The organism is Gilliamella sp. B2772 (genome assembly GCF_026536985.1).
Classification (GTDB): domain Bacteria; phylum Pseudomonadota; class Gammaproteobacteria; order Enterobacterales; family Orbaceae; genus Gilliamella; species Gilliamella apicola_E.
Map to the genome: position 1 here is coordinate 208,510 of NZ_JAFNNB010000004.1, position 16,283 is coordinate 224,792.

17 protein-coding genes and 1 pseudogene are annotated in these 16,283 nt (G+C 34.9%); 9 read left to right on the forward strand and 9 right to left on the reverse strand.

Going from position 1 to position 16,283, the window contains the following annotated elements; all coding sequences use genetic code 11:
- Nucleotides 1-6: 6 nt before the first annotated feature.
- The 4 genes from J3T98_RS09920 to ubiA all read left to right on the forward strand — a co-directional run bounded on the left by J3T98_RS09920 (nt 7) and on the right by ubiA (nt 3,078).
- A complete protein-coding gene (locus tag J3T98_RS09920) occupies nt 7-621 on the forward strand; it encodes a DMSO/selenate family reductase complex B subunit (protein WP_267343381.1) in 615 nt (204 codons plus the stop codon).
- 1 nt (nt 622) lies between these two features.
- The gene (locus J3T98_RS09925) at nt 623-1,462 is read left to right on the forward strand and encodes a dimethyl sulfoxide reductase anchor subunit family protein (protein ID WP_267362741.1); all 840 of its coding nucleotides are present in this window, start codon (nt 623-625) and stop codon (nt 1,460-1,462) included.
- Nucleotides 1,444-2,073 carry a TorD/DmsD family molecular chaperone gene (locus tag J3T98_RS09930; protein ID WP_267337248.1) on the forward strand — a complete coding sequence of 210 codons (630 nt, stop codon included), beginning with the start codon at nt 1,444-1,446 and terminating at the stop codon, nt 2,071-2,073. Before J3T98_RS09925 ends, J3T98_RS09930 begins: the two co-directional genes overlap by 19 nt.
- 174 nt (nt 2,074-2,247) lie before the next feature.
- A complete protein-coding gene (gene ubiA, locus J3T98_RS09935) occupies nt 2,248-3,078 on the forward strand; it encodes a 4-hydroxybenzoate octaprenyltransferase (RefSeq protein WP_065733716.1) in 831 nt (276 codons plus the stop codon).
- Nucleotides 3,079-3,210: 132 nt separating this feature from the next.
- Here ubiA and folP read toward each other — a convergent pair whose 3' ends face one another.
- The 3 genes and pseudogenes from folP to rlmE all read right to left on the reverse strand — a co-directional run bounded on the left by folP (nt 3,211) and on the right by rlmE (nt 6,795).
- Entirely contained in the window at nt 3,211-4,047 is an 837-nt protein-coding gene (folP, locus tag J3T98_RS09940) for a dihydropteroate synthase (protein WP_267362742.1), read from the reverse strand.
- A 192-nt stretch (nt 4,048-4,239) separates the two neighbouring features.
- Nucleotides 4,240-6,093: pseudogene (ftsH, locus tag J3T98_RS09945) on the reverse strand (ATP-dependent zinc metalloprotease FtsH); the annotation flags it as partial.
- A gap of 75 nt (nt 6,094-6,168) precedes the next feature.
- Complete coding sequence (gene rlmE, locus J3T98_RS09950; RefSeq protein ID WP_267332442.1) at nt 6,169-6,795, reverse strand: 23S rRNA (uridine(2552)-2'-O)-methyltransferase RlmE; 627 nt, start codon at nt 6,793-6,795, stop codon at nt 6,169-6,171.
- Nucleotides 6,796-6,893: 98 nt separating this feature from the next.
- Between rlmE and yhbY the strand changes: the two genes are divergently transcribed.
- Nucleotides 6,894-7,187, forward strand: coding sequence for a ribosome assembly RNA-binding protein YhbY (gene yhbY, locus J3T98_RS09955; RefSeq protein ID WP_065562810.1), 294 nt, complete (start codon nt 6,894-6,896; stop codon nt 7,185-7,187).
- Nucleotides 7,188-7,232: 45 nt separating this feature from the next.
- Here the strand turns inward: yhbY and greA are convergent, their stop codons facing one another.
- Nucleotides 7,233-7,709 carry a transcription elongation factor GreA gene (gene greA / locus J3T98_RS09960; protein ID WP_065562811.1) on the reverse strand — a complete coding sequence of 159 codons (477 nt, stop codon included), beginning with the start codon at nt 7,707-7,709 and terminating at the stop codon, nt 7,233-7,235.
- 228 nt (nt 7,710-7,937) lie between these two features.
- Between greA and J3T98_RS09965 the strand changes: the two genes are divergently transcribed.
- Genes J3T98_RS09965 through hslO form a run of 3 tightly spaced genes read left to right on the forward strand, consistent with a single transcriptional unit; the run spans nt 7,938 to nt 10,853 of the window.
- On the forward strand, nt 7,938-9,536 hold the full coding sequence (locus J3T98_RS09965) for a hypothetical protein (RefSeq protein WP_267362743.1): 1,599 nt from the start codon (nt 7,938-7,940) through the stop codon (nt 9,534-9,536).
- A 59-nt stretch (nt 9,537-9,595) separates the two neighbouring features.
- Entirely contained in the window at nt 9,596-9,988 is a 393-nt protein-coding gene (gene hslR / locus J3T98_RS09970) for a ribosome-associated heat shock protein Hsp15 (RefSeq protein WP_065733720.1), read from the forward strand.
- Nucleotides 9,966-10,853, forward strand: coding sequence for an Hsp33 family molecular chaperone HslO (gene hslO, locus J3T98_RS09975; RefSeq protein ID WP_416380644.1), 888 nt, complete (start codon nt 9,966-9,968; stop codon nt 10,851-10,853). Before hslR ends, hslO begins: the two co-directional genes overlap by 23 nt.
- Nucleotides 10,854-11,064: 211 nt before the next feature.
- Here the strand turns inward: hslO and tsaA are convergent, their stop codons facing one another.
- The 4 genes from tsaA to metN all read right to left on the reverse strand — a co-directional run bounded on the left by tsaA (nt 11,065) and on the right by metN (nt 14,569).
- Nucleotides 11,065-11,772 (reverse strand): tRNA (N6-threonylcarbamoyladenosine(37)-N6)-methyltransferase TrmO, encoded by a 708-nt coding sequence (tsaA, locus tag J3T98_RS09980; protein ID WP_065562815.1) that lies wholly within the window; start codon nt 11,770-11,772, stop codon nt 11,065-11,067.
- Nucleotides 11,773-11,851: 79 nt separating this feature from the next.
- A complete protein-coding gene (locus J3T98_RS09985; RefSeq protein WP_267357984.1) occupies nt 11,852-12,751 on the reverse strand; it encodes a MetQ/NlpA family lipoprotein in 900 nt (299 codons plus the stop codon).
- Nucleotides 12,752-12,765: 14 nt separating this feature from the next.
- Entirely contained in the window at nt 12,766-13,425 is a 660-nt protein-coding gene (locus J3T98_RS09990; protein WP_065562822.1) for a methionine ABC transporter permease, read from the reverse strand.
- Nucleotides 13,426-13,537: 112 nt separating this feature from the next.
- Nucleotides 13,538-14,569 carry a methionine ABC transporter ATP-binding protein MetN gene (gene metN / locus J3T98_RS09995; protein WP_065562817.1) on the reverse strand — a complete coding sequence of 344 codons (1,032 nt, stop codon included), beginning with the start codon at nt 14,567-14,569 and terminating at the stop codon, nt 13,538-13,540.
- Nucleotides 14,570-14,685: 116 nt separating this feature from the next.
- Here metN and gmhB point away from each other — a divergent pair, with 116 nt between their 5' ends.
- Nucleotides 14,686-15,222, forward strand: coding sequence for a D-glycero-beta-D-manno-heptose 1,7-bisphosphate 7-phosphatase (gene gmhB, locus J3T98_RS10000; protein WP_267362745.1), 537 nt, complete (start codon nt 14,686-14,688; stop codon nt 15,220-15,222).
- Nucleotides 15,223-15,258: 36 nt separating this feature from the next.
- Here gmhB and J3T98_RS10005 read toward each other — a convergent pair whose 3' ends face one another.
- Entirely contained in the window at nt 15,259-15,978 is a 720-nt protein-coding gene (locus tag J3T98_RS10005; RefSeq protein WP_065562819.1) for a DUF4184 family protein, read from the reverse strand.
- Nucleotides 15,979-16,283 lie beyond the last annotated feature (305 nt).

The window sequence follows — 16,283 nt, forward strand, 5'->3', positions numbered from 1 at the left end:
ATTAAAATGCAATATGGATTCTTTATTGATTCTTCCAAATGTACCGGGTGTAAAACCTGTCAGTTGAGCTGTAAAGACGAAAAAGATAATGCGCTGGGCGTGCATTTTCGCCGAGTTTATGAGTATGGTGGTGGATCGTGGCAACAAGTGGATGGGATTTGGCAAAATGATACTTTTACTTATTATTTGTCAATCTCATGTAATCATTGTGAGCAACCAACTTGCGTGCAAGGTTGTCCAACTGGTGCGATGCATAAACGCCAACAAGACGGCTTAGTGGTTGTTAATCAAGATGTGTGTATTGGTTGCCGCTATTGCGAAATGCGCTGTCCATATGGTGCGCCACAGTTTGATCATCAAAAGCGGGTTATGTCAAAATGCGATGGTTGTTATGAGCGTGTAGCCGAAGGCTTAAAGCCTGTGTGCGTCGAATCTTGTCCGCAACGTGCTTTAGATTTTGACGAGATAGGGAAATTACGTGAGCGTCATGGTGATGAACGTAATATTGCCCCTTTGCCTAATGCAGAGTTGACTAAACCGAATATTGTTATCAAACCACATGCTTTGGCTAGAAGCTCAGGCGATACACAAGGAAAAGTGCTCAATCCGGAGGAGGTATAATATGCATGAATTACCATTGGTTTTTTTTACGGTATTTGGGCAATTATCTGCCGGAATGGTGCTGTTAAGCAGCTTATCTTGCTTAATGAATTGTTCACAAGCTAATCCCATTATTCGTCAAAAAATTAATCTGTTAGCGCTGGTTTTTATGGCTATTGGTATGCTGCTTGCCTCATTCCATTTAGGGCATCCTTTGCGGGCGTTAAATGTGATCTATGGGATTGGACGTTCGCCGATGAGTAATGAGATTTTCACTTTTGGTGTGGTATTTGGCGTTACATTCGCCTCAGTATTAATCCACTACTTTTCTCTCAATCCGGATAGCCAAAAACTGAAATTGATTAAACCGCTTTGTTTAAAGATTAATTGCCTTCCCTATATCAACCAACTGATAGCCATCATCTTAATCCTACTGAGCTTAGTTTTTGTATGGACGATTGTTTTAACTTACATGCTACCAACAGTGAAAACATGGGATACCAACTATACCGCAATTCAAATGTATACAGCGATGCTGGCGTTGGGTGGAATTGCTAGCGCAATGCTTGGGTTATATCGTTTAGGCAACGCAGCTTTTCTCATTGGTAGTGTATTGATTATATTATTAAAAATTCCTTATTATAATTTAATGACGACCATAAGCCCGGAGCTGGCTTGTGCGCAAGCAAGTTGGATGATTGCTGAGTGCATTTTAATCATAGTGGCGCTACTATTGGTTGCTTTTAACATTTACCGCGCCAAACATAATGCAATAATTTATCTTACTGCTTTTGCTTGTGTGTTTATTGCTGAAGTTTGTGGCCGTATTGCCTTTTATAATTTATGGATGATACCGCTATAATTAACAATATAACTGACCGACAACAAGTAATGTCAATGAATAAAGAGAAAAGATTCGATAATCTCACTTGTGCTACCCTAGCAAAAGTACTGGGTGCTTTTTTTTATTATCCGCCTAATAGTCAAACCGTTGAACCGTTGCTTGAGGCTCTATTGCATATTGACCAACTGGCGGATTGGCAAAATCCAGAGCTCATTAGCCAGCAATGCCAGATATTGGCAACGCAAATCAGCCATGCCGATCTGGATTATCAATTCTCGTTATTGTTTGAAGGGCAAGGCAAAATGCCGGCCCCGCCTTGGGGATCTGTCTATTTGGATCAAGAAAAACTATTAATGGGGGAATCGCAAGAGCGCTATCGTCAATTTTTACAGCAGCATGGTTTAACGCTTAATACCGGTATGAATGAGCCGGAAGATCAGTTTGGTTTAATGTTAATGGCTTATGCGATATTGCTGGAAAAACAAAAAACGCAAGCGGCGAATCAACTGATTGATGAACACTTAATGACTTGGTCATCAGCTTATCTAGATCAATTAAAACATAATCAAGTTAGCCAATTTTATCGGGCATTAGCCGTGATGGCAGAGCAGTATTTACTTTTGTTGTAACGCTTTATTACCACAATTAATCAATTTAGTTAGATTAATGGATATGACACGATATTAGGTAAATTGACTTGATTGATTACACATGTAGCAGCATCAAATAAAAACGGTATTTATCCGCATTGCAGCTTTAACAAGATCAGGTATAATCCGCCCATTATAATTGAGGATAGATATATGTTAGCTTATATAAAACTGATGCGGTTAGATAAACCAATCGGCATTTTACTGCTACTTTGGCCGACTTTGTCAGCAATATGGCTTGCTGATCCCTATCCAACTGAAAAACTGGTTTTGATATTTACGCTAGGTGTCATTGTTATGCGATCCGCCGGTTGTGTTGTGAATGATTATGCTGATCGCCATTTTGATGCGCATGTAGAGCGAACTCAAAGCCGTCCGTTAGTGCAGGGTGAATTAACAGCAAAGAATGCTAAATGGACATTATTGATATTATTATTAATGGCCGCTTGTCTATTATTATTTTTAAACGCTTTGTCGTGGTTGATTGCTGGCTTTGCATTGTTAACTGCGATGATTTATCCGTTTATGAAACGTTATACTTATTTTCCACAAATAGTGTTGGGAATTGCATTTAGTTGGAGCATTCCAATGGTCTATGCGGCCACAATTGAACAGTTTCCGTTAACCTGTTGGTTATTGTGTTTGGCAAATATTTGTTGGACAGTTGCTTATGATACCGAATATGCCATGGTTGATCGAAATGATGATATCAAAATTGGCATTAAATCGACGGCTGTTTTGTTTGGTTACTATGATAAATTGTGGATAGGCATTCTACAGATAATAACATTGATTTGCTTGATAATTATTGGTCTCAATAATCATTTATCTTTTATTTATTATTGTGGATTATTGGTTGTGTCGTTACTGTTTATTTATCAACAATGGTTAATCAATGATCGTGATAGAACTCGATGCTTTAAAGCTTTTCAAAATAATAATTATGTTGGCTTTATGATGTTTCTAAGTATTTTTATTGTTTAAAAATTATTTGAAACAGTGATGCCAAAAATTGAAAATTCTCAAGCATAAAACAAAAAGGGATTTTTATAGTATTTGTCTAAAAATTCCCTTTTTAATAAAATAATGGCTTATTTTGTTAAAGTTAAACCCCGTTTATTCCTGTTCAGCTAAAGTGGCTTGCACAATTCGCAGTGCATCAAAGGTTTCTTTTACGTCATGAACTCGAATAATCTGCGCACCTTTCATGGCTGCAATTACTGCACAAGAAACGCTACCTAACATACGTTCTTTAGGCGAAACATTTAATACTTGTCCAATCATGGATTTGCGAGACATGCCAACTAATAGCGGTAAATGAAAGTGATGAAATTTTTCAAGTGTTGCTAGTAATCGATAATTGTGTGCCAATGTTTTACCAAACCCAAAACCCGGATCAAGAATAACTTTTTCTCGTTCAATTCCTGCGTTTATGCAACGATTGATATGATGAGCAAAAAATTGATCAACTTCTTGATAGATGTCTTGTTGATAATGCGGAGCATTTTGCATAGTTTGGGGATCGCCTTGCATATGCATAATGCAAACCGGTAATCCTGTTTGAGCTGCGGCTTCGACTGCTCCAGATTCTGTTAATGCTCGGATATCATTAATTAAATGTGCTCCTGCTTTTGCTGATTCAGTCATAACTTGAGGCTTAGAGGTATCAACCGAAATCCAAACATCAAAATAGCGAGCCACTTTTTCAACTAAAGGCACAACTCTATCTAATTCTTCTTCAACTGAGACAAAGGCTGCACCAGGACGAGTTGATTCGCCCCCTATATCAATAAATGTTGCGCCTGCTTGTATCATATTATCAACTCGACGCATGGCATCATCAAGATTGTTATAATTACCGCCATCAGAAAAAGAATCTGGCGTCATGTTTACGATACCCATTACCTGTGGAAAAGAGAGATCCATAATTTGATTGTTGAAACGAATTTCCATGATTATGCCTTATTTGAGTCATCTGTTTTTTGTTATCGCTAAGCTTTGTTATAAGCTAAACAATAGCAAAAACATTCAAGTTTATTACCTGTTTTGAAAATCACTTTTATTTTAGATTTATTTAAATTATCCGATAAAAAACGCGCCGTAGCGCGTTATAAAAATTAAAACAGATTAATCATCAGATTCAGGTGGTGTACCTTCATTCGGAACTTCTTGAGCTGCTATTTCATCACTGGCTGTCCAACCTTCTGGTGGTGTGACTGGCTGGCGATTCATCAGTTCATCAATCTGTTGTTTATCAATTGTTTCATATTTCAGTAAAGCATCTTTCATTGCATGAAGAATATCAATATTTTCAGTTAGTGTTGTTTTAGCTCGTTGATAATTTCGTTGAAGGATTGCATCAACTTCTTCATCAATAATTTTTGCTGTACCATCAGATATTTTTTTCATGATTCCATAAGAAGATTCTTCATATTCAAACAATGCAGGTGGTAAACGATCTGAGAAACCCCACTGTGTAACCATTGCTCTGGCTATGTTAGAAGCGTATCGTATATCACTAGATGCACCTGAGGTAATTTTATCTTCACCATAAATTAGGCCTTCGGCAATTCTTCCTGCATAAGCTGTAGATATTTTAGACTCTAACTGAGTACGACTTTGACTAATTTGATCGCCCTCTGGTAAGAAGAAGGCTACACCTAATGCCCCTCCTCGAGGAATAATAGTTACTTTATGAAGCGGATCATGATCTGGCATTAAATAACCTACAATTGCATGTCCCGCTTCATGATAAGCTGTATTGGTTAATTGCTCTTTTGTCATGGATAACGAACGACGTTGAGTACCCATATCGATTTTATCTTTGGCTTCTTCAAACTCATCCATCGTGACTAAACGTTTATTACGACGCGCGGCAAATAGCGCAGCTTCGTTAACTAAATTAGCTAATTGAGCACCGGAATAATTTGGTGTTCCGCGAGCTAATACTGCTAGATTAACATCAGAACCTAAAGGCACTTTACGTACATGTACTGCCAGAATTTGTTCACGGCTTTTTAAGTCCGGTAAATCAATTTGAACTTGACGGTCAAAACGACCCGGACGAAGTAATGCAGGATCGAGAATGTCCGCACGGTTTGTTGCTGCAATAATGATAATACCACTGTTAGCTTCAAAGCCATCCATTTCAACTAACATTTGGTTTAGAGTTTGTTCTCGTTCATCATGTCCGCCCATTGAGCCGGCACCACGTTTTCGACCAACAGCATCAATTTCATCAATAAAGATAATACATGGTGAATGTTTACGGGCTTGTTCAAAGAGGTCACGTACACGTGATGCGCCAACACCGACAAACATTTCAACAAAATCTGAACCTGAAATACTAAAGAAAGGCACGTTTGCTTCACCCGCAATGGCTCTAGCTAATAATGTTTTACCCGTACCCGGAGGTCCTACCATTAAAATCCCCTTAGGAATACGACCGCCTAATTTTTGGTATTTGCCAGGATCACGTAAAAAATCGACGACTTCTGTTACTTCTTGTTTAGCTTCTTCACTGCCTGCTACATCTGTAAATTTAGTCTTAACTTGGTCAGGTGTTAACATTTTGGCTTTACTTTTGCCTACCGACATTGGGCCACCTTTACCCCCGCCTTGCATTTGGCGCATAACAAAGAACCAAAAACCAAGTAATAAGATAATTGGAAACCAAGAAATCAAGATACTAACCAATAAGCTTGGTTTTTCATCTGGACTGCCGTAAACAGCAATATCATTAAGCACCAAGTTATCGACTAGTTTTTCATCAAGGTAAGGGATATAAGTAACATAATTACTACTACTTTTAGTTGTAGCAACAATTTCGCGACCATTAATATGTACTTCTTTGAGTTTGCCGCTCGTTACATCCGAATTAAATTTGGTATAATCGACTTGAGGACCGCTATTGGATAACGCGCTGAATTGGTTGAATACAGCAAACAATACTACCGCGATAACGCCCCAGATCAGTAAATTCTTTACCATGTCGTTCAAAAGAAAAACCTCTCATAAAATTAACAGTTACGACTAAAATTAACCAAGTATGGTACTACAAAATTGTACGGCTGGCTACTTCATCCCCATTGCTACAATATATACTTCTCGAGACCGTGCGCGCGAAGCTTCAGGCTTTCGAATTTTGACTGTTTTAAACAGTGATCTAACTGTTTTTAGATATTCTTCAAAGCCTTCGCCCTGGAATACTTTTACAATAAAACTCCCATTAGGTGCAAGAACGTCTTTACACATATCTAATGCAAGTTCAACTAAATACATAGCTCTTGGTATATCAACTGCAGGCTGTCCACTCATATTCGGAGCCATATCTGACATAACAACTTGTACTTTCTCTTTACCAACGCGCTCAAGTAAGGTATTTAATACGGCTTCATCCCTAAAGTCACCTTGCAAGAAATCAACGCCAACTATTGGATCCATCGGTAATAAATCACAAGCAATAATTCGTCCCTTATTACCGATGAGTGATGCAACATATTGCGACCATCCGCCCGGTGCTGCCCCTAAATCCACGACAGTAATTCCCGGTTTGAATAGTTTGTCACTTTTTTGTATTTCTTCTAATTTAAACCATGCTCTAGAACGTAGGCCTTTTTTTTGTGCTTGTTGTACAAAGCGATCTTTAAAATGTTCATTTAGCCAACGAGTAGAACTTGCTGAGCGTTTTTTGTTACTCACAGCGAATAAATCCTTAGTGTATAGAGGTTACTTCAATTGATTACAAATATATATAAGGGTAGAATAACAAAATTGCAACTTAATGTGATAAAAAATTAATGAATTTATCGAATAAACAAAAACAGTACTTAAAAAGTGAAGCTCATCATTTAAAACCGATAGTGATGATTGGTGCTAATGGATTTACCGAAGGCGTTCTTGCCGAAATCGAAAATGCACTAAATTTCCATGAGTTAATTAAAATTAAAATCGCTGCCGAAGATCGTGAAACGAAAAAATTAATTTGTGAAGCTATTATCCGCGAAACAAATGCATTACCCGTTCAACAAGTCGGATCTATTTTTACGGTATTTAGACCTAGCGAAGATAAGAAAATTACTTTACCCAAATAAAAAAACAGGGCAATAGCCCTGTTTTTTTATTACAGTTGAGTTTTATTAGATATACTCAACTTTAACAATATCAAATTCAACATTACCGCCTGGTGTTTTGATTTGGACGGTATCACCATCTTCTTTACCAATAAGACCTCGAGCGATAGGTGAGTTAACCGAAATTAAATTTTGTTTATAATCTGCTTCATCATCGCCAACAATTCGATAAGTTGTTTCTTCATCGGTATCGATATTAATTACAGTCACTGTGGCACCAAAAATTATGCGTCCAGTATTTTTTACCTTGGTAATATCAATAATTTGTGCTTGAGATAATTTGCCTTCGATTTCTTGAATACGACCTTCACAAAAACCTTGTTGTTCTCTTGCTGCATGATATTCCGCGTTTTCTTTTAAATCTCCGTGCGCTCTGGCTTCTGCAATAGCAGCAGTAATTTGAGGTCTTTTAATATTTTTAAGTTCTTCAAGTTCTGCTCGTAATAATTCGGCTCCCCTTACTGTCATTGGGATCTGTTTCATCTCGATTTTTTCCTGTTTATATGGTCAATAAAAAAGAATTTTTCACCTTAATCAAAGGATGAAGATTAATTCCGTGAATTTGTTATTCTAAAGTCATAATTGGCTATATATTAACGTTAAAACTAGTTTAACAACAAATCATTTATATTAAAATCAAGTGCTATTTTACCCAAAATCAGGTATTGTTATATAAATTTTAATCCATTTTTATTACTATACTGCTTATTTATGAGACGGTTACGATCTTGTTTAATTTTGCTCTTTTCGATTATCTGGTTGTTAATTGTAGTTAGTTATTTTGCCTTGCAAACCAATTATGGAGCAAAAGTACTGAGTCAACAATTATCAAAGCTTGGACCATACACTATATCAATTGGTAAGATAAATCACTCATTAGCTAATTTTTATGAGTTAAGTATTGATAATTTATTGGTAATAAATGATAAGCAAGAAGTGACTAAAATTGGAAAGTTAACTATTGGTTTTGATAAGAAAAATTTATTGCAACTTCATCATTTTAATTATATTAATGTGATTGATGGTGAATTTAATGGTGTTGATATTACTAATTTTTCGGCTAATGTATTAAAGTTTTATAATTCTACAATAAATTTTTCGTTTAATGATGAGCAAGATTCTCTTTCTTTAAAAGGCGTTGATGGCCGTATTAAACCCTTTGATTTAAGTAGTAAAGAGCCATATCAATTTGATTTCACTTCACAAAAAGCATCATTTAATCAGATACCGATAAACAAAATATTGTTACAAGGATATTATCGTGATGGGGTTACAGCAATCACCAATTTAGGCGGTAATATGGATAATGGTTTTTTTGTTAGTAAATTAAAAGTATTAGCCGATGGTAGCTTAGATATAGCACAATTAAGATTAAATAATATCCGTTTTCAACCAGATGATTATACTGAATTAAATAAGTATTTGCCTAAATTTCCAAAGTTTAGGTTAGAAGAACTTTTAATTTTAGACAGTAATATTCAATTACCTAATTTAATTATTGCTAAGGGAAATTTTGAAATAACCAATATTAGTTATGATAATCAGTGGAATCTGAATGAAACTTCCTTTATTTTTAATGCAGATAATGTGGTTTGGTTTGATCAAATATATTCTTCTTTATTGCTTCAATTGTCTTTTAAAGATAATGAAATAGATATCAAAAAAGCAGTTGCTCGATGGCATAACGGTGATGTTCATTTAGATGGTAGTTGGAAAAATAATTCATTACATTTGAATAAGTTATTGTTGACAGGCATCAGTTATGAATTATCTGATGAAGCAAAACAACCGTTATTACCAGATATATTTAATCGTGTTGACGTTGATCAGTTAATCATATTGCAAAGTATGTTAACAAGTATTAAATCTGATTATCCTTTTAACATTGCAAACTTTGATGTTTCGGGGAAAAATGTGAGCTTAGTTGAAGACAACAAATTTGGGTTATATTCGGGCTCACTATTTCTTAAAGCTAATAATGCTTCAGTTAATAAAGTAAGTATTAAATATCCTAGTGTGTCGGTAGATATTGATCCTCAGCATCGCACATTATTAAGTTTTAATGCATTAGTTAATGGCGGAATAATTGACTCAACTGCAATAATTAATCCTTTGCATTCTGAATTTGAATCATTCCACCTCATTAGCAAAGGTACCACAAGTGAGCTGCTTAATCGATGGAAGTTAATACAGAATCCTCCAGAGTCGTTAAATTATCGAGCTGATTTGCGTGGTAAGATAGCTCCATTTAGTTTATCTGGAATTTTTTCGACAGGTGGCAATGATTATTCAATTCATTCACAACATTGATTTTAATAAAACGATACTTATATTAGTTATAAATGTATTAAGTCTTAAACGAGGAAACAATGCATCTCGTCAGATTAGATAAATGGTTATGGGCCGCGAGGTTTTATAAAACGCGTTCCATTGCTCGTGAAATGATTGAAGGTGGAAAAGTTCATTATAATGGCCAACGAGCAAAGCCAAGCAAAATAGTTGAAGTTGGGGCGATGATAGTGCTTAGGCAAGGTAATGAGCAAAAGACAATTCGAGTTTTAGCCATTAATGACCAGCGTAGAACCGCAAGAGAAGCGGAATATCTTTACCAAGAAACCCCAGAGAGCATTGAAAAACGTGAAAATATTGCTCAGGCAAGAAAACTTAATGCATTAGCCATGCCGCATCCGGACCGGCGACCTGATAAAAAAGAGCGGCGTACATTAATTAAATTTAAATATGAAAGACAACAAGGCAATTAATATGGATACTTTAAATCGGTTTTTATTTGATAATCATCCTGTTCGAGGAGAAATCACGCGACTTGAAAAAACATACCAATCTATTTTAGAAAACCATAATTATCCTATTTCAGTACAGAATTTATTAGGTGAATTATTAGTAGCCACCAGTTTATTAACCGCTACATTGAAATTCGATGGTGATATTGCTGTGCAATTACAGGGGGATGGGCCATTAACATTAGCAGTGGTAAATGGTAATAACCTACAAGAATTACGTGGTGTTGCGCGAGTAAATGGTGAAATTGCCGATAATGCTACTCTTAGGGAGATGGTTGGCAACGGTTACATTGTAATTACCATCACGCCTAAAAAAGGCGAACGTTATCAAGGCATCGTTGGATTAGAAAAAGAAACGCTAACTGGCTGTATTGAAAATTATTTTATGCAGTCTGAACAACTGCCAACTCGTTTATTCGTTAAAACTGGAGTGCATAATAACACACCGATGGCTGCAGGGATTTTATTGCAAGTGTTACCTGCAAATGAAAATACTCAAGAGTCATTTGAGCTTCTAAGCACATTAACTGAAACCATCACTAGCCAAGAGTTGTTTCAACTTCCTACTGATGAAATTTTATATCGTCTTTATAATCAAGAAGAAGTTCGCTTATTTGAAACTCAACAAATTGTATTTAAATGTGGTTGTTCACGACAACGTTGTGAAGATAGTTTAATGACATTACCAGCCAAGGAAATTGATGAGATTCTTAATGAAGACGATGGCAAAATTGACATTCATTGTGATTATTGTGGAAAACATTATCTGTTTGATGCGATAGATATTGCTGAATTGAGAAATAAGAAAAATAACAATTATCATTGATGCAAATAAAAGGTGCCACTAAAATTATTAAAACTTTAGTGGCAAAGTGAAATATAGGGAATTAAACCCTCATTTAATTTAGCAGAATTAAGCTCTCTTACCAACCTATATTATCGGTATTATGTAACTCTTTTGTAAAGAATTTTTACAAAAAAAATATTTAATTACATATCTCATTGTTTTGTAAATTTATCGTTTAAATAAATTAACATTACCGTTCAATAATATGTATATTTTCAATAACGGCTAAGCAGCCTATCACCTTCCATTTAATATTAAAATGATATAGTGAGATTGCATAAGTTTGCTCATGGTTGTTTTTTTGTTTATAAGCTGGTCTTGGATCTTGAGATATTACTTGTTCAATTAATTCGGTTAGTTGTGGATAATCTTGTTGGGATTCAATAAATAATTTAGCGTTAGCTGAGAATGAAACTTCAAGTTTCTGTTCTGGAAGCATTTGAGCGTAACCCGCTTTTGCATCAGGATGGCTATCACAGTAAGGTAAGTAGGGTTTTATATCAATTATAGGTGTGCCATCTACGAGATCTAATCCCCCTAACTTTAAAATCACCTGATTTTTTTCAACAATAATATCTATTAATTCAACAACTGAAAGACCAATATTATTAGGTCTATATGGAGATCTTGTTGCAAATACGCCTAAACTTTTGTTTCCACCTAAACGAGGTGGACGTACCGTTAATCTCCTCTTGGTTGGCTCAATATGGTGGAAATGAAATAAAAGCCATAGATGAGAAAACTGTTCTAATCCTTTGACACTGATAGGATTGTTATATGGTGTAAGTAAATGTAGTTCACCTTGAGCAGCTTTGACCAGATTGGGTTGACGAGGCACTGCAAATTTTTCAACATAAGGTGACTGGATGATACCAATTGGTTCAAATTGATATGTCATTGTTGATTCTTTATTTAATTATTTTAATGATTTCCGTCGACGAATGCCGACGGAATATAATAAATTATAGCTTGCTAATTTACCAACCACGAATTGCGCCACCATTAAAAATTTGGTCAGCTTTTTGCGCTACTGCATCAGTTTGGTAAGCTTTAACAAAGTTTTTTACATTTTCATTATCTTTATCCGCTTCACGCGATACGATAATGTTAACATATGGAGACTCTTTATCTTCAACAAAAATACCATCTTTGCTTGGTGTTAAATTTGCTTGTCCAGCAAATGCATTGTTAATAATAGCAAGATCGACTTGCGAATCATCTAGCGAACGAGGTAGCATCGGAGCTTCTAGTTCGATAATTTTATATTCATATGGGTTACTTGTGATATCAAGTACAGTTGGCAATAAACCTTTTGTCTTATCAACAGTAATTAAACCTTCATGTTGTAATAAAAGTAATGCACGACCTAAATTTGTAGGGTCATTAGGAATGGCAATTGTTGATTTAGCTGGAATAAAGAACGTTTCGCCTCGAGGTGAGGTTACTTTTACACCTTCCCCAATTTCACTGTTATTCTCAATCGGTTTTAATTTGTGTGAGTAACTTGCAATAGGGTAAACAAATGAGTTACCAACAACAGTTAATTTATAACCTCTTTCTTTGATTTGTTCATCTAAATATGGTTTATGTTGAAAAGCGTTAATATCAATTAATCCATCATTTAATGCTTGATTTGGAGTAACGTAATCATTAAAAATCACAAGTTCAACATCAAGATTATAAAGGCTTTTAGCTTGTTGTTTGGCTACTTCTGCTACTTCTTGTTCAGGACCTGAAATTACACCAACTTTGATAGTACTTACTTTTGCTGGTTCTGCTGGTTTGTTATCAGTTACAGATGATTGTTTATTATCACAACCTGTTAAAAAAAATGCACTTACCAAAGTAGTGGCTAGTGCTAGCTGTTTAATTGACATAATTTTCTCCAAAATTAATGATGAGTAACATACCTTACAATCCTATTGCCAATAGCTTGGATTAGGAATACTAATATAACTAATAAAATAACAACTGTATTCATTATAGCGGGTTTGTAACTATTATAGCCATATTGAATAGCCAATTGCCCTAAGCCTCCAGCTCCAACAGCTCCACTGAGTGCAATATAGCCTGTTAATGTTATCAGTGTTATTGTCATGCTATTAATAATAATAGGTAGAGATTCGGGAATAAGAACTTTATATATAATCTGTAATGGTGTGGCTCCCATTGAACGAGCAGCTTCAATTAAACCTTTAGGAATATCCAGTAAAGCATTTTCAATCATTTTTGCAATTAAAGGCGCAACACCTACACTAAGCGGAACAATAACACCTTGTCTACCTAAAAAGGTGGCTTGGCCGGTTATAATGTCCATTACTTCTACTGTGAAAGGTTTTATCCATAAAATTAATATAATAAAAGGAATTGCTCGAAATATATTTGTGAGAAAAGAGAATGTAAAATTTACAATGTCATTTTCAAGTATGTTACCTTTTCGGGTGACATACAACAATATACCTAATGGTAATCCAATTAACGTTCCATAAAAACCTGATAACAACACCATATAAATAGTATCATCGGTTGCTTGTGCCATTTTGAATAGCATTGCTTCACTAAAACCATTAAATGAAGAACAAAATGTAACAAAATCTTCCCAGAAACCATGTTGAGCTAAATAGCGAAAAATCGATTCAAATGGTTTAAATGAAGGAATAAAATCAAACATAGCCTAAAACCTCAACTTTAGTATTATTTTTTTCTAGAAACGCAATTGCTGATGCAGTACTTTTCTGTTTTCCTTTCATTTCAGTTAACATCAAACCAAATTTAACGCCACCCGCATAATCCATCTGAGCGCTGATAATATTACTATCAACTTCGAATTCTTTAGCTATTTGAGACAGTAAAGGTAAATCTACCGATACACCAGAAAATTCCAAACGAACAAGTGGATTAAGTCCTTCTTTATGTACTGGTGTTAGTCTAGCTAAATAATCATCTGGAATAGTAAGGTGTAATGTTGATTGAATGAATTGCCTTGCAATATCTGTTTTAGCATGCGAAAACATTTCACCGACTGAAGATTGTTCAACTAATTCTCCGTTACTAATAACTGCTACTTGGTCGCAAATCTGTTTAACAACATCCATTTCATGAGTGATTAATAAAATGGTTAAACCTAGTTTTTGGTTGATATCTTTTAATAATGCTAAAATAGAACGTGTTGTTTCAGGGTCAAGGGCACTAGTTGCTTCATCACATAATAATACTTTAGGATCACTTGCTAACGCTCTAGCAATAGCGACGCGTTGTTTTTGTCCACCCGATAAATTAGCTGGATAGACATCAGCCTTTTCACTTAAACCTACAAGTTCAATAAGCTCATTTACTTTTTGCTTGATTACCTTTTTAGGTGTTTTATTTAGTTCAAGTGGAAAAGCAATGTTATCGAATACAGTTCTAGATGATAACAAATTAAAATGCTGAAAAATCATGCTAATCTTTCGGCGTACTTCAATTAATTTTCGATTAGATAAATGGGTGATATCTTGGTTGTCAAAAAATATTTTTCCACTGGTTGGTTTTTCTAATAGATTGACACAACGTATTAATGTGCTTTTACCTGCGCCTGACTTGCCAATAACACCATAAATTTTACCTTGAGGAACATTTAATGAAATGTCCTTTAAAGCATGGATAGTGGTTTTATTGTGCTCAAAATTTTTTGAGATGTGTTCAAGTTTTATCATGATATATACTAATAAAAAGGAATGGATAAATATTAAGACGTCTAGACATCTATGTCAATCGATAATATCCTATATAAAGCTAGATAGACACCTCTATAAAAGGAAGATGATTAAACATGAAGCCTGCTATATTTTTAGATCGAGATGGTACAATTAATATAGATTACAATTATGTACACACTATTGATAAATTCCACTTTATTGATGGTGTAATTGATGCAATGCGAGAACTCAAAGAAATGGGTTTTTTACTTGTTATTACAACTAACCAATCTGGTATTGCGAGAAACATATTTACTGACGAGCAATTCAATACCTTAACAGAATGGATGGATTGGTCATTACAAGACCGAGGTGTTGACATTGATGGTGTTTATTATTGCCCACATGATCCTCTGGTTGATGACTGTGAATGCCGAAAACCAAATCCCGGTATGATACAAATAGCAGCGAAAGAGTTAAAAATTGATATTGCCAACTCTTATATGGTCGGTGACCGAGTGTCTGATTTATTGTCGGGGAAAAAGGCCGGAGTTAAAAAAACGGTTTTGGTGAAAACCGGTGATGCCATTACTGAAGAAGCATTAGCGCAAGCTGATTGGGTAATTGACAGCTTGGCGGATTTACCCAATAAAATAAAAGCAGAGTCATAATTTTCTAAAAATACTATTGTTATACGGCATTTAAAATTAATGCCGTATAATTTTCACGATAAGAGGTGATAATATTAACCCTAAAAATAGTGCATTAATAAAGTTCACCACACTTTGACCAAAGGTATGAATAGTACTGGCGAAAAAAAGAGAAAAACAACTTAAAAAAATCAAAAACACTGTCCCCCAATATAGAAAGCTAATTTTATTTGTCTTATCAACCAAGATCGGTAATCTGAAAATAAAGAGACATATTAAACTAAATCCTATCAAAGTACTTCCATGTTGGAGTAATTGGTAGATAGGAATATTAGTATTTTTTAATGAAATTGTCTGTTGTAAAAAAGATAGGTGTTGTACAAAAAAGCCCGTTAAGTGGGTAAAACTATCCCAAACTAAATGAGATAGTGCGCCAATTAATGCAGAAGTTATGACAATAAACCAGTGATGGTAGCAATATTCACGCCAATTAAAATTTAGATAATGAGCAAACCGTTTATAAAGAAAATGGGGCAAATTCTTGATCAATTCATTACGAATAATAAAGTGAAAGATAAAAGCAACCATTAATGTTATTGGTAGATCAAAATAAAAGATACCCAATAAAGTATGGCTCATATCACTTTTTATTTTCATTCTAAGAAAATATTCAAAGTCAGGTGACATACTACCTATAATTAAGGTTGTCATGGAAAAAAATTTAGGCTTTTTGTAAAAAGGTAAAACAATTGCTGGATGTGCAAAAGTGAAAGGCATAAAAAATCCACTTAAAAAGTTAGACTGAAATAGAAAAAAAGCAATTATATAATCAATAGTAAATTAAAGAAAGTTTGTAAAATTTGTATAGAATTAGTTTATTTTCACAGCGTCATGTGTAAAAAAAACACAAACGGAAATAAATTTGCAATAATCGCTTGCATGATTTTTCTAAGGCTCTATAATGCGCATCCACTGACACGGCGTCAGCGAAAGCAGACGATAATGAAGTTGGTGAACAAGATCAAATTTTTTAAAAAAAGATCTTGACGAATAAAAAGGTGTAGCGTAGTATACGCAGCCCT